The sequence below is a fragment of the Paraburkholderia sp. J67 genome, assembly GCF_905220265.1.
Classification (GTDB): Bacteria; Pseudomonadota; Gammaproteobacteria; order Burkholderiales; family Burkholderiaceae; genus Paraburkholderia.
The window spans coordinates 36,180-49,290 of record NZ_CAJMZK010000013.1 but is presented as its reverse complement, the minus strand read 5'-3'; the positions used below and the strand labels follow the sequence as shown (position 1 = coordinate 49,290).

The window sequence follows — 13,111 nt, the reverse complement described above, 5'->3', positions numbered from 1 at the left end:
CGCGCGAACACGCGCCAAGTGTGCGCCATCTGCCTGATTCCTCCGCCTTTCAGCTGGTAATCGTAGTGTCACAGCTGCTTCATGAATCGTCACGTTACTGTCACAAAGACCCCCTAAGCTTCGCGGTGTCGTTCATCCGCTCACACACCTGGAGGTCTCATGAAATTGATGCAAACCGCGCTCGCTGGCGTTGCTGGCGCGCTCTTCGCGATCGCAGCCCACGCTGCTGACATCACTGGCGCGGGCAGCACCTTTGCAGCACCGATCTACACGAAATGGGCGGATGCCTATCAAAAGACGGGCGGCGGCAAGGTGAACTACCAAGGCATCGGCTCGTCGGGCGGTATCAAGCAGATCGTCGCCAAGACGGTTGATTTCGCAGGTTCGGACGCGCCCCTGAAGGACGACGAACTGGCCAAGGAAGGCCTGTTCCAGTTCCCGACGGTGGTCGGCGGCGTCGTGCCGGCAATCAACGTGCCGGGCATCAAGGCTGGCGAACTCACGCTGTCGGGCGAAGTGCTCGGCGACATCTACCTCGGCAAGATCAAGAAGTGGAATGATCCGGCCGTCGTCGCGCTGAACCCGAAGGTCAAGCTGCCGGATCTGGACATCGCCGTGGTTCGCCGCGCCGACGGTTCGGGCACCAGCTTCATCTGGACGAACTACCTCTCGAAGGTTAACGCCGAGTGGAAGAGCAAGGTTGGCGAAGGCTCGACCGTGAGCTGGCCGACGGGTACGGGCGGCAAGGGCAACGACGGCGTCGCCGCCTTCGTGCAGCGTCTGCCGGGCGCAATCGGCTATGTCGAGTGGGCGTACGCCAAGCAGAACCACATGGTCTACACCGCCATGAAGAACGAGTCGGGCGCGGTTGTCGAGCCGGGCACGGAAACGTTCAAGGCTGCTGCTGCTGGCGCAGACTGGAAGAAGTCGTTCTACCAGATCCTCACGAACGAGCCGGGCAAGGACGCATGGCCGGTCGTGGGCGCGACCTTCGTGCTGCTGCACACGGCGCAGGACAAGCCGGATCAAGGCAAGGAAACGCTCAAGTTCTTCGACTGGGCTTTCAAGAACGGCACGCCGGCTGCTGACAGCCTCGATTACATCTCGCTGCCGCAATCGGTCGTGAGCGAAATCAAGTCGCAATGGAAGGAAAAGGTCAAGGACGCTAGCGGCAAGACCATCGCCGAATAAGGCGGTTTGACCGTGTAGCGCAACGGGCCGCCGCGAAGAACCGCGTGCGGCCCGTGCTGCTTCCAGACCCTGTGTTATGCATTTGTAATACGTGTGCAATAAAGGCGTAATTCATGCGCCGCTTGCATGCGCGAATGACGCACCAATTCACCCGCTACGATGTACCGCCCTCGGGCCTTGCGCCGGTCGCCTGACCTGGCTGCATGAACCGGCCAGGGCGGCAGGCGGTATCAGAACCGCATCAACGTCGTGAGCCTCGTGCTCGCGGCAACTGGATACAGGTCATCATGTCCGACGTCCCGCTCGTCTCGAACCCGCCCGGCAGCCAGGCGCAGAAAGCGCCCAGCCCGGCAGGGGACATCATTTTCGGCGGCCTCGCGCGCGGCGCCGCCATCGTCACGCTGTTGCTGCTCGGCGGCATCATCGTGTCGCTGATCGTCGCTTCGATGCCGACGATCCAGAAGTTCGGCCTCTCGTTCCTCTGGACGGCCGACTGGGATCCCCCCAGCGAGAAGTTCGGCGCGCTCGTGCCCATCTACGGCACGATCGCCACGTCGATCATCGCGCTCGTCATCGCCGTGCCGGTGAGCTTCGGTATCGCGCTGTTCCTGACCGAACTCTCGCCCGCCTGGCTGCGCCGCCCGCTCGGCATCGCCATCGAACTGCTCGCCGCGATCCCGTCGATCGTCTACGGCATGTGGGGCCTGCTCGTGTTCGCGCCGATCTTCGCGCAATACTTCCAGCGCCCGCTCGGCCAGTTGCTCGGCAACGCACCGCTGATCGGCCCGCTGTTCCAGGGCCCGCCGATCGGTATCGGCATCCTGTGCGCCGGCGTCATTCTCGCGATCATGATCATTCCGTACATCGCCTCGGTGATGCGCGACGTGTTCGAAGTCACGCCCGTGCTGCTCAAAGAGTCGGCTTACGGCATCGGCTGCACGACCTGGGAAGTGATGTGGAAGATCGTGCTGCCCTTTACCAAGACCGGCGTGATCGGCGGCGTGATGCTCGGCCTCGGCCGTGCGCTCGGCGAAACGATGGCGGTGACGTTCGTGATCGGCAATACGAATCTGCTCGATAACGTCTCGCTCTTCTCGCCCGGCAACAGCATTACCTCGGCGCTCGCCAACGAGTTCGCCGAAGCGGAACCCGGCCTGCACACGTCGGCGCTGATGGAACTCGGCCTGATCCTGTTCGTGATTACCTTCATCGTGCTGGCGATCTCCAAGCTCATGCTGCTGCGCCTTGAAAAATCGGAGGGTGCGCGATGAGCGAGCCGATGATGAAAATTCCCGGAGCGATCTACGGCTCCGAGCTGGACAAGATGCGCGGCAAGCTGCAAAGCCGCCGCCGCGTGACCAACGCCATCGCACTGACGATGTCGCTCGCGGCGATGGCTTTCGGCATCCTGTGGCTCGTGTGGATTCTCTACACGACGCTCTCGCTGGGCATTGGCGGTCTGTCGGTCGAACTCTTCACGCAATCGACGCCGCCCCCGAACACCGACGGCGGCGGTCTCGCCAACGCGATCGTCGGCAGCTTGTTGCTGGTGGGTATCGCGACGCTGGTCGGCACGCCGATCGGCATTCTCGCGGGCGTCTATCTGGCCGAATACGGCCAGAAGGGCTGGCTCGCGAGCATCACGCGCTTCATCAACGACATTCTGTTGTCGGCGCCGTCGATCGTCGTGGGTCTGTTCGTCTATGCGCTCGTGGTGGCGAAGATGGGTCACTTCAGCGGCTGGGCCGGCGCAGTGTCGCTCGCGCTGCTGCAAATCCCCATCGTGATCCGCACGACCGAGAACATGCTGAAACTCGTGCCGAATGCACTGCGCGAAGCCGCCTTCGCACTCGGCACGCCGAAGTGGAAGATGGTGCTGTCGATCACGCTCAAGGCGTCGGTCGCGGGCATCGTCACGGGCGTGCTGCTCGCGATCGCCCGTATCGCTGGCGAAACCGCGCCGCTGCTCTTTACGGCGCTGTCGAACCAGTTCTTCTCGGCGGACATGAATCAACCGATGGCGAACCTGCCGGTCACGATCTACAAGTTTGCGATGAGCCCGTTCTCGCAGTGGCAGTCGCTCGCGTGGGCCGGCGTTTTCCTGATCACGTTGGGCGTGCTGGGTCTGAATATCCTCGCACGCTCCATCTTTTCGAAAAAGTAAGGGCGGAGTCATCCGATGAATATGGCAGAGAGTCACCTCAACACTACCGCGCCGACCGGCTTCGACCCCGCCCAGGGCAACCGTGGCGCCATGTCGTCGCGTCCGAAGATCGAAGTCAAGGACCTGAACTTCTTCTACGGCAAGTATCACGCGCTCAAGAACATCAACCTGCAGATCCCCGAAGGCAAGGTGACCGCGTTCATCGGCCCGTCGGGTTGCGGCAAGTCCACGCTGCTGCGCACCTTCAACAAGATGTACGCGCTCTATCCGGAGCAGCGTGCCGAGGGTGAGATCCTGATGGAAGGCGAGAACCTGCTGACCACCAAGCGCGATATTTCGCTGCTGCGCGCGCGTATCGGCATGGTGTTCCAGAAGCCGACCCCGTTCCCGATGTCGATCTACGACAACATCGCGTTCGGCGTGAAGATGTTCGAGAAGCTGTCGCGCCCGGAAATGGACGACCGCGTCGAATGGGCGCTCACCAAGGCCGCGCTCTGGAACGAAGTGAAGGACAAGCTCGGCCAGAGCGGCTACGGTCTGTCGGGCGGCCAGCAACAGCGTCTGTGTATCGCGCGCGGCATCGCGATCCGCCCCGAAGTGCTGCTGCTCGACGAGCCGTGCTCGGCGCTCGACCCGATTTCCACGGGCCGCATCGAAGAGCTGATCGCCGAACTCAAGAGCGACTACACGGTGGTGATCGTCACCCACAACATGCAACAGGCCGCGCGTTGCTCGGACTACACTGCGTACATGTATCTCGGCGAACTGATCGAGTTCGGCGACACCGAGAAGATCTTCATCAAGCCGGTCCGCAAGGAAACGGAAGACTACATTACGGGCCGCTTCGGCTGATCCGTTTGGTGACACATTAAGCGGAAGAAGGGAGAAACGACATGTCCGACAAGCACCTGTCCAGCCAGTTCGACGCCGACCTGAACCTCGTTTCGTCGAAGGTTCTGGAAATGGGCGGTCTGGTGGAATCGCAGATCATCACGGCGATGCAGGCCCTGAACGAGTTCGACGGCGAAGCCGCCGAGCGCGTGATCGCCGCCGAAGAGCGTCTGAACACGATGGAAGTCGAGATCGACGAAGAGTGCAGCAACATCATCGCGCGCCGCCAACCGGCTGCACGCGATCTGCGCCTCGTGCTGGCGATTTCGAAGACCATCACGAATCTGGAACGCGCCGGCGACGAAGCCGAAAAGATCGCCAAGCGCACCAAGCGCCTGATGGAAGACGGCAACTCGCGCGCGGTCAATATCGCCGAGATCAAGGTCTCGGGCGAGATGGCCGTGTCGATCCTGCGCCGTGCGCTCGACGCATTCGCGCGTCTCGATACCGTGGCCGCCGCGCAGATCGTGCGCGACGACAAGGCCATCGACGAGGAATTCCGCGCCTTCGTGCGCAAGCTGGTGAGCTACATGATGGAAGATCCGCGCACGATTTCCGCGGGCCTCGACTATCTGTTCATCGCCAAGGCGATCGAGCGCATCGGCGACCACGCGAAGAACATCGCCGAATTCATCATCTACATCGTCAAGGGCACCGACGTGCGGCACAAGTCGCGCGACGCGCTCGAACGCGAAGCGCTGAGCTAAGTTGCGTGCGGGGAGTGTGAAGCGCGCTTTCAGGGCGCGTTTTCACGTCGAGTTCTGAAATCGATTCCGCCCCGTCACTTTCGTAATCCGTATCAACTGGTCTTTTGGTCAAGAGGTGTCGATGCCTAGCAGCATTCTCGTCATCGAAGATGAGCCCGCTATTTCCGAGCTGATTTCGGTGAACCTCCAGCACGCAGGTCATTGCCCGATCCGCGCCTACAACGCAGAGCAGGCGCAGAATCTGATCAGCGATGTGCTGCCCGATCTCATCCTGCTCGACTGGATGCTGCCGGGCAAGTCGGGCGTGAATTTCGCGCGCGACCTGCGTAACAACGAGCGCACGAAGCATATCCCGATCATCATGCTGACCGCGCGCGGCGACGAGCAGGACAAGGTGCTCGGTCTCGAAATCGGCGCCGACGATTACGTCACCAAGCCGTTCTCGCCGAAAGAGCTGATGGCGCGCATCAAGGCGGTCCTGCGCCGCCGCGCTCCGCAGCTCACGGAAGACGTGGTCGCGATCAACGGCCTGAAGCTCGATCCGGCCACGCACCGGGTCGCGGCGCACGCGGAAGGCTCCGAGATCAAGCTCGATCTCGGCCCGACCGAGTTCCGTCTGCTGCACTTTTTCATGACGCACCCGGAGCGCGTGCATAGCCGCACGCAACTGCTCGATCAGGTGTGGGGCGATCACGTGTTCGTGGAAGAGCGCACCGTGGACGTGCATATCAAGCGTCTGCGCGCCGCCCTTAAGCCGGCAGGATGCGATGCTATGATCGAAACGGTGCGCGGCAGCGGCTACCGTCTCGCGAAGAGCGCCTGAAGTCGTCGATTGCCGTCGATTCAGACCGCATCAGGCTGATTAACCGCAGTCACACGCCGGTGCAGCGCGAAGCGCAGCGCCGGTGCTCCGAATCCGCAGCGCCCCGGTACGGATTGCCACTCTCTTCGATCGCAGGAACATGAACATCATCTGGGCGCGCGCCCTCGTCTCGATCGTGCTGCTCGCGCTCGTTTGCACGGGTATCGGCGCATTATTCGGCATCAAGTTCGCGCTGGCTTTCGCCGTGGTGGCGCTGGCCGGTCAAATGGTTTTCAGCACCTTCCACAAGCAGCGTCTCTGGCGCCTGCTCGACGCGCCCGTCTACGGCGAAGTGCCGAGCGCGCCCGGCGTGTGGGGGGAAATCTATTACCGTCTGCATAAGCTCGCGAAGCGCTGGCACGCCCAGGTGCGTCAGGTCGAGCAACAGCATTCGCGTTTCATCCAGGCCATCCAGGCATCGCCCAACGGCGTCGCCATGCTCGACGATCACGACCAGATCGAGTGGTGCAACGCCATTTCGGAAGTGCATTTCGGCCTCGATGCGAAGCGCGATCTGCGTCAGCACATCACCCATCTCGTGCGTCAGCCCGACTTCGTGCGTTATCTGAATTCGCATGACTACAAAGAGATGCTGATCATGCGCGGCATGGGGGCGAAGCGCCAGAACGTGCTGTCGGTGCAGGTGTTTCCGTATGGCGATAACCGCAAGCTCGTGCTCTCGCAGGACATCACCGAACTCGAGCGCACCGACGCCATGCGCCGCGACTTCGTCGCCAACGTCTCGCACGAACTGAAAACGCCGCTCACCGTGCTTTCGGGCTTTCTGGAGACGATGCGCGAATTGCCCCTCTCGGAGGAAGAGCGCATGCGCTACTTCGATCTGATGGAGCAGCAGGCCTCGCGTATGCGCCATATCGTCACCGACCTGCTGGTGCTGGCCAAGCTCGAAGGCGAGGTGCGTCTGCCGGGCGACCAGATCATCGACATGCGCGCCGTGCTCGGCCACGTGCGCGAGGATGCGGAAAGCCTCTCGGGCGGCCATCACCGTATCCTGGCCGAATTCGACGACGGTTTGAGCGTCACCGGTTCGGAAACCGAAGTGCTGAGCGCGCTCGGCAATCTCGCCACTAACGCCGTGCGCTACACGCCCGAGGATGGCAGCGTGCGACTGTCATGGCGTCTCGAAGGCGGCAGCGCGGTGTTCTCGGTGACGGATAGCGGCTACGGTATTCCCGCGAGCGACATTCCGCGCCTCACCGAGCGCTTCTATCGCGTCGATCGCAGTCGATCGCGCGATACGGGCGGCACGGGCCTGGGTCTCGCGATCGTCAAGCATGTGCTGCAACGCCACGATGCGGCGCTCGAAGTGAAGAGCGAGGAAGGGCGGGGCAGCACCTTCACGGTGCGTTTCCCGGCCGCGCGCACGACGCGCCGGCAACCGACTCCGGCTTGATAACGGCAGGGCGCATCGCGCGCCCTTGTCATTCGCCCAGGCTCGCTGAATAAAAAAGCCGCTTCGTCTTAATGACCGAAGCGGCTTTTTTGCATCCCGCGCCCTGTGCGGGCGCATCGCAGCGTTACAGCATCACGGACAGAACTTCGTCAGCAGGCTCATCTGCGCGTTGCGAATGGCCTTGCCCGCGCGGCGGCGCTTGTAGTGGCCGTCGCTTTGCATGAGCCATGCCGCTTGATTGTCGCCGAGGAAGCACGACAAGCCTTCGGCGATCACACGGCGTTTCAGACGGCGATCGTGGATCGGGAACGCGACTTCGACGCGGCGGAACAGATTGCGGTCCATCCAGTCGGCGCTCGACAGATAGACGTGCTCCGCGCCGCCCGCATAGAAGTAGTAGATGCGATGGTGCTCGAGGAAACGCCCGACGATCGAGCGCACCGTGATGTTGTCGGACAGACCCGGCACGCCCGGCTGCAGCGAGCACACGCCGCGGATGATCAGATCGATCTTCACGCCCGCCTGCGATGCTTCGTACAACTCGTCGATCACCGTGGGTTCGAGCAGCGCGTTCATCTTCGCGACGATGCGTGCCTTCTTGCCTTCGCGCGCGGCCTGCGCCTCGGCGCGAATGGCTTCGATGAGCTTCGGATGCAGCGTGAACGGCGATTGCCACAAGTCGTGCAACTGCAATTCGCCGCCGATGCCGGTGAGCTGCTGGAACACGTGGTGCACGTCCTCGCACATCTTCGGCTCCGACGTCATGAGGCCGAAGTCGGTGTAGAGACGCGCGGTGCGCGGATGATAGTTGCCGGTGCCCAGGTGCACGTAGCGGCGCAGTTGCATGCGGCCGTTCACGGGCACGCGGCGCACGATCAGCATCATCTTGGCGTGGCACTTGTGGCCCACGACGCCATAGACCACATGCGCGCCGACAGCTTCGAGCTGCGAGGCCCAGTTGATGTTGGTTTCTTCGTCGAAGCGCGCGAGCAGCTCCACCACGACCGTGACTTCCTTGCCGTTGCGCGCGGCCTGCATGAGCGCGTCCATCAGCGGCGAGTCGGTGCCGGTGCGATAGATGGTCTGCTTGATGGCAACCACGTTCGGATCGTTGGCGGCTTGCAGCAGCAGTTCCAGCACGGGCTGGAAGCTCTCGTACGGATGATGGAGCAGGATGTCGCCCTGATCGATCACGTCGAACATGTTGCCGCTCGCGGCGATGCGCTGCGGAATCGCGGGCACGTGCGGCACGAACTTCAGGTCGGGGCGGTCCACCATCTCGGGCAACTGCATGAGACGCACGAGATTGACGGGGCCGTCGACGTAGTAGCAGTCCTTCTCGTCGAGTCCGCTTTCGTCGAGCAGGCGCTTGACGAGATGCACCGGCGTTTCCGCCGACACTTCCAGACGCACCGCATTACCCAGATGGCGCGCGGGCAGCTCGCCCTGCAACGCCACACGCAGGTTGGTGATTTCGTCTTCGTCGACGAACAGTTCGCTGTTGCGCGTGATGCGGAACTGGTTGCAGCTGCGCACGACGAGGCTCGGGAACAGCTCGCCCACGAAGCGTTGCAGCAGCGAGCCGAGCAATACGAAACCATGCTGGAAGCCCGACAGTTCCTGCGGCATGCGCACGAGCCGCGGCAGCGCGCGCGGCGCCTGCACGATGCCCATCACGGCCTGACGTCCGAAGGCATCCTTACCTTCGAGCTCCACCACGAAGTTCAGGCTCTTGTTGAGCACGCGCGGGAACGGGTGGGCCGGATCGAGACCGATCGGCGTGAGCACCGGCAGCAGTTCGTCGAGGAAGTACTTGCGCGCCCAGGCGGTCTGCGCTTCGTTCCACGCATCGGTGCCGTGGAAGTAGATGCCTTCCTGTTCGAGCGCCGGCAGCACCGTGTCGTGCAGCATGCGGTACTGGCGATGCACGAGACGTTGCGCGCGCTCGACCACGAGGTCGTAGACGTGCTGCAGCGACATGCCGTCCGGCGATAGGACGCCCGGGTTGTCGCGCATCTGCTCGTGAAGCCCGGCCATGCGGACTTCGAAGAATTCGTCGAGGTTGCTGCTGGTGATGCAGATGAAGCGCAAGCGCTCCAGCAAGGGAACGGATGGGTCGGCGGCCTGTGCGAGCACACGCTCGTTGAATCCCAGAATGCCCAGTTCGCGGTTGAGAAGGGGATAGCGGATGGACATGGGTATTGAAAGCGGAATTTCAGGGGATGATTCGAACGGACGCTCGGAAATTCTCACAGTAATGTGACTTTATTGTGACATTGGGTGTGTCATAAATTTTACGCCCCATTTTCACGTTCTCGACACGCTCTGAAGTAATGATGCACCATGGGTCAAGGCGTCCTCAGGGGCGTTCCTTGCCGCGAGCTGACGATTAACCGGTGCGAGGAGCGACATGGGGAAGTCGGGTACGCTTAAAATGGCATATTTGGACAGCGCGGCCAGCGCTCAGAGAGCACGAATGGCCGCGTTCGCACGCATGGAGCCCGCCCCCTCGATGGTCACCAATCCGCAACTGCTTGCCGCCGTCGATCTCGGTTCGAACAGCTTTCGTCTGATCGTCGGCCGTGTCGAGGAAACCGACGCCGGCAGCCAGATCTATCCCGTCGATGCCCTGCGCGAACCCGTGCGACTTGCCGCGGGCCTCTCGAAGGACAAGATGCTCGACCGCGCCTCGCAGGTGCGCGGCTGGGATGCGCTCAAACGCTTCGGCGAGCGCCTGCGCGACTTCCACCCCGATCACGTGCGCGCCGTCGCCACCAACACGCTGCGTGTCGCCAAGAACGCACGCGAATTCCTCGTCGAAGCAGAAAAGGCGCTGGGCTTCCCGATCGAAGTGATCGCGGGCCGCGAAGAAGCGCGTCTGATCTACGCGGGCGCCGCGCACTCGGTGCCGGCGAGCGCCGGCAAGCGCTTCGTGGTGGACATCGGCGGTGGCTCGACCGAGTTCATCATCGGTTCGCACTACACGCCGATCCGCATGGAAAGCCTTTATATCGGCTGCGTGAGCCATAGCCGCCAGTTCTTCCCGGCCGGCAACGTCGACGAATACACCATGCGCCAGGCCGAACTGGCCGCTTCGCGCGAAATCCAGATCATCTCGGCTGATTACCGCAAGACCGGCTGGGACCAGGCGATCGGCTCATCGGGCACGGCGCGGGCGCTGGCCGAACTCGTCGAAGCAAACGGTTTCAACGATCCGGGCATCACGCACGGCATCTCGCGCGGCGGGCTCGAACGCCTCAAGCGCGCGCTCATCAAGGCGGAGAACGTCAATCGGCTGAAGCTCGTCGCGCTCAAGCCCGATCGCATTCCGGTGCTGGCGGGCGGCCTCTCGATCATGATCGCGGTGTTCGAGGAACTGGGCATCGACTACGTCGATACCACCGACGGCGCGCTGCGTCTGGGCGTGCTGTACGACCTGCTGGGCCGTTCGCAGCACGAGGACATGCGCACCGTGACCGTGGAGGGCTTCATGCGCCGCTACGGCGTGGACCGGGCGCAGGCGGGCCGTATCGGCGAGCTGGCGGTGAGCTTCTACGACCAGTTCGAGGAAGCCGACGAAGAGCGCCGCGAAGAGAACCGTATGTTCCTCGGCTGGGCGGCGTCGCTGCACGAGATCGGCCTGTCGATCTCGCACAGCGCGTATCACAAGCACTCGGCCTACATCGCCAGCAACGCCGACATGCCGGGTTTTTCGCGCACCGACCAGGCGCGTCTCGCCGCGCTGGTGCTCGGCCACGTGGGCAAGCTCGGCAAGCTCTCGCAGACGCGCGATGTGGAATGGCCGCTGCTGTTCTGCCTGCGCCTCGCCGCGCTGCTGAGCCGCCGCCGCGCCGATGTCGGACTGCCGAAGATCACGGTCGTGCAGGAGCACAACGGCTATGAAGTGCTGCTGCCCAACGAGTGGGTGCAGAACAATCCGCTCACCGACTACAACCTCGTCCAGGAAGCGGCCGAGTGGGGCAAGATCGGCATTCCTTATCGCGTGGTTTATACGGATGAATGATGCGGTCTGACTGACCCCGGCGCCTGGGTTGGTTTCAAGGCGCCGAAAACGACAATGCCCGGCCTGTGAGCCGGGCATTGTGTTTCTGGGCGCTGTGCGCGGCGCCGCTTAGCGCGCGTTGGCTTCGCCGAGGAAGTGACGCGCGTAACGCTCGTTGATGTCCGAGAGACGGAACAGCGTGAGGAAGTCGGCGGTATTGAAGTCCGGATCCCAGGCCGGTGCGCCACAAATCTTCGCGCCGAGGCGCAGATAACCCTTGATGAGCGGCGGCGGCACGGCGGAGGCGCCGGTGCGCAGTTCCTCGACCGGCAGCGGCGTGTGCGGGAAGGCGCGGTACTCCGGGTCCGTCAGCGCGTTCGCGTCGAGCGAGGCGTACAGATTGGCCGCGTAGTGACCACCGTCGGCCATCGCGACGCTCGCGCAGCCGAGCATCGTCTCGTAGCCGTTGTGCGTCATGTAGGCGCCCAGACCGCCCCACAGTGACATGATGACCGAGCCGCTACGGTAGTCGGGGTGCACGCACGAGCGGCCCACCTCGACCATCTTCGGGCGCAGGTGCGCGAGGCGCGAGACATCGAATTCGCTCTCGGCGTACAGACGGCCGATGCGCGTGGCCTGGTGCGGCGGCAGCACGCGATAGGTGCCGACGACCTTGAGCGTGTCGAGGTCGCGCACGAGCAGGTGATCGCAGTAGTGGTCGAAGGAGTCGACATCGAGGCCGGCCGGGCCGGACAGACGCGCGCCCATTTCCTCGGCGAACACGCGGTAGCGCAGGCGCTGCGCTTCGCGCAGCTCTTCGTCTGTGCGAGCCCAGGCCACTTGCAGGCGGTGCTGCGCGGTGACCGTCTCTTCGGCGCGCGGCAGATGCCGGTTCGACTCGAAGAGACTCGAGGCGAACGGCAGGGAGGGCGTCGGCAGATCTCGCATGGGGCGTCCTGGTCGGAAAGTAAGAGAACTTTTCCGGCAATGTAGTAAGACGCGGTTACGGTTCCATGAAAACGCAATGACGATTCAATGACGCGCTGTAAGGTGGATCGGCGCAGGCGTTGTGGGGCGCGGGTGAGGGCGGGGAGCGAGGCGCCGCGCGATGGGCGGCGCGGGGTGTTGGATTGGCGCGACGTGGGGGCTTGATCGCGCTTGAAATCGTCCTCGCGCCGTGTCGATCGGTGGCGCTCAGACGAGATCGGGCGTGATGGCGGCGAGCAGGACGGCTTCGCCGTCGCCGTTGCGCTCGCGGCTCTTGATCCAGAACAGGCCGGACTTCTTCACGGCCCAACTGCGGCGCTCGCCTTCGTTGCCGAGCAGATGCGCGAGCACCTCGCCGAGCGTGGGCTGATGGCCCACCACGACGACCGTCGAGGCGATGCCGTCCGGCCAGCCTGCGGCCTCCAGCACGGCCTCGACGCTGGCGTTGGGCGCGAGTTCGCGCACGACACGGTATTGGTCGGTGAGCGACTCGGCGGTCTGGATCGTTCGCGCGGCGGGGCTCGCGAGGATCACGGCGTCTTCAGGCAGGCGCGTGCGCAGCCAGCGCGCGACGCTTTGCGCCTGCTTGCGCCCGCGCGTGGTGAGCTGGCGGGCGAGATCGCTCGCGGCGACGTCTTCGGCTTCGGCGTGGCGCCAGAGGATGAGGTTCATGGGGGCGCTCCGGAAGGGGTGGGTGGCCTACGAATCTATTCTAAAGCGACGGAGCGGGTTGCCACGGTGCTACTCGGCGTCTCCCGCTATCGCGGTGCTCGATCTTTCCTCGGAACGCATGGTGTTTTCTCGCTTGAAACGGTGGGGACGCGAGGGAAGAGCTAATGCGTATCTGATTGATGCTGCTTCGGTGAATATCATGATTTGACGATTTTCGACA

At 63.3% G+C, this 13,111-nt stretch carries 11 protein-coding genes; 8 read left to right on the top strand and 3 right to left on the bottom strand.

What is annotated here, in order from left to right; all coding sequences use genetic code 11:
• Window positions 1-159: 159 nt before the first annotated feature.
• The 7 genes from pstS to phoR all read left to right on the top strand — a co-directional run bounded on the left by pstS (window position 160) and on the right by phoR (window position 7,229).
• On the top strand, window positions 160-1,191 hold the full coding sequence (pstS, locus tag U5782_RS22775; RefSeq protein ID WP_322046149.1) for a phosphate ABC transporter substrate-binding protein PstS: 1,032 nt from the start codon (window positions 160-162) through the stop codon (window positions 1,189-1,191).
• Window positions 1,192-1,478: 287 nt separating this feature from the next.
• Window positions 1,479-2,462, top strand: a complete 984-nt coding sequence (gene pstC, locus U5782_RS22770) for a phosphate ABC transporter permease PstC (RefSeq protein WP_322046148.1) — start codon at window positions 1,479-1,481, stop codon at window positions 2,460-2,462.
• 8 nt (window positions 2,463-2,470) lie between these two features.
• Window positions 2,471-3,355 carry a phosphate ABC transporter permease PstA gene (gene pstA / locus U5782_RS22765; RefSeq protein ID WP_415914383.1) on the top strand — a complete coding sequence of 295 codons (885 nt, stop codon included), beginning with the start codon at window positions 2,471-2,473 and terminating at the stop codon, window positions 3,353-3,355.
• A 15-nt stretch (window positions 3,356-3,370) separates the two neighbouring features.
• Window positions 3,371-4,207, top strand: coding sequence for a phosphate ABC transporter ATP-binding protein PstB (gene pstB, locus U5782_RS22760; protein WP_415914382.1), 837 nt, complete (start codon window positions 3,371-3,373; stop codon window positions 4,205-4,207).
• A gap of 41 nt (window positions 4,208-4,248) precedes the next feature.
• Window positions 4,249-4,953, top strand: a complete 705-nt coding sequence (phoU, locus tag U5782_RS22755) for a phosphate signaling complex protein PhoU (protein WP_027817259.1) — start codon at window positions 4,249-4,251, stop codon at window positions 4,951-4,953.
• A 121-nt stretch (window positions 4,954-5,074) separates the two neighbouring features.
• Entirely contained in the window at window positions 5,075-5,776 is a 702-nt protein-coding gene (gene phoB / locus U5782_RS22750) for a phosphate regulon transcriptional regulator PhoB (RefSeq protein ID WP_027817258.1), read from the top strand.
• A 139-nt stretch (window positions 5,777-5,915) separates the two neighbouring features.
• Window positions 5,916-7,229 (top strand): phosphate regulon sensor histidine kinase PhoR, encoded by a 1,314-nt coding sequence (gene phoR, locus U5782_RS22745; protein ID WP_322046146.1) that lies wholly within the window; start codon window positions 5,916-5,918, stop codon window positions 7,227-7,229.
• Between the two features lie 132 nt (window positions 7,230-7,361).
• Here phoR and ppk1 read toward each other — a convergent pair whose 3' ends face one another.
• Window positions 7,362-9,425: a polyphosphate kinase 1 gene (ppk1, locus tag U5782_RS22740; protein WP_322046145.1), complete on the bottom strand. Its 2,064-nt coding sequence runs from the start codon at window positions 9,423-9,425 to the stop codon at window positions 7,362-7,364.
• A 238-nt stretch (window positions 9,426-9,663) separates the two neighbouring features.
• On the opposite strand from ppk1, the gene ppx reads away from it, so the two are divergent.
• Window positions 9,664-11,253 (top strand): exopolyphosphatase, encoded by a 1,590-nt coding sequence (gene ppx / locus U5782_RS22735; protein WP_415914381.1) that lies wholly within the window; start codon window positions 9,664-9,666, stop codon window positions 11,251-11,253.
• A 108-nt stretch (window positions 11,254-11,361) separates the two neighbouring features.
• On the opposite strand, the gene U5782_RS22730 is transcribed toward ppx, so the two are convergent.
• A complete protein-coding gene (locus U5782_RS22730) occupies window positions 11,362-12,180 on the bottom strand; it encodes a GNAT family N-acetyltransferase (RefSeq protein WP_322046143.1) in 819 nt (272 codons plus the stop codon).
• 246 nt (window positions 12,181-12,426) lie between these two features.
• The gene (gene sixA, locus U5782_RS22725) at window positions 12,427-12,891 is read right to left on the bottom strand and encodes a phosphohistidine phosphatase SixA (protein WP_322046142.1); all 465 of its coding nucleotides are present in this window, start codon (window positions 12,889-12,891) and stop codon (window positions 12,427-12,429) included.
• Window positions 12,892-13,111: the final 220 nt, after the last annotated feature.

Coding starts and splice junctions, on each gene's coding strand:
- phoU (WP_027817259.1), top strand. CDS start 4,249: ATGTCCGACAAGCACCTGTCCAGCCAGTTCGACGCCGACCTGAACCTC.
- pstA (WP_415914383.1), top strand. CDS start 2,471: ATGATGAAAATTCCCGGAGCGATCTACGGCTCCGAGCTGGACAAGATG.
- phoB (WP_027817258.1), top strand. CDS start 5,075: ATGCCTAGCAGCATTCTCGTCATCGAAGATGAGCCCGCTATTTCCGAG.
- ppx (WP_415914381.1), top strand. CDS start 9,664: ATGGCATATTTGGACAGCGCGGCCAGCGCTCAGAGAGCACGAATGGCC.
- phoR (WP_322046146.1), top strand. CDS start 5,916: ATGAACATCATCTGGGCGCGCGCCCTCGTCTCGATCGTGCTGCTCGCG.
- sixA (WP_322046142.1), bottom strand. CDS start 12,891: ATGAACCTCATCCTCTGGCGCCACGCCGAAGCCGAAGACGTCGCCGCG.
- pstC (WP_322046148.1), top strand. CDS start 1,479: ATGTCCGACGTCCCGCTCGTCTCGAACCCGCCCGGCAGCCAGGCGCAG.
- ppk1 (WP_322046145.1), bottom strand. CDS start 9,425: ATGTCCATCCGCTATCCCCTTCTCAACCGCGAACTGGGCATTCTGGGA.
- pstS (WP_322046149.1), top strand. CDS start 160: ATGAAATTGATGCAAACCGCGCTCGCTGGCGTTGCTGGCGCGCTCTTC.
- U5782_RS22730 (WP_322046143.1), bottom strand. CDS start 12,180: ATGCGAGATCTGCCGACGCCCTCCCTGCCGTTCGCCTCGAGTCTCTTC.
- pstB (WP_415914382.1), top strand. CDS start 3,371: ATGAATATGGCAGAGAGTCACCTCAACACTACCGCGCCGACCGGCTTC.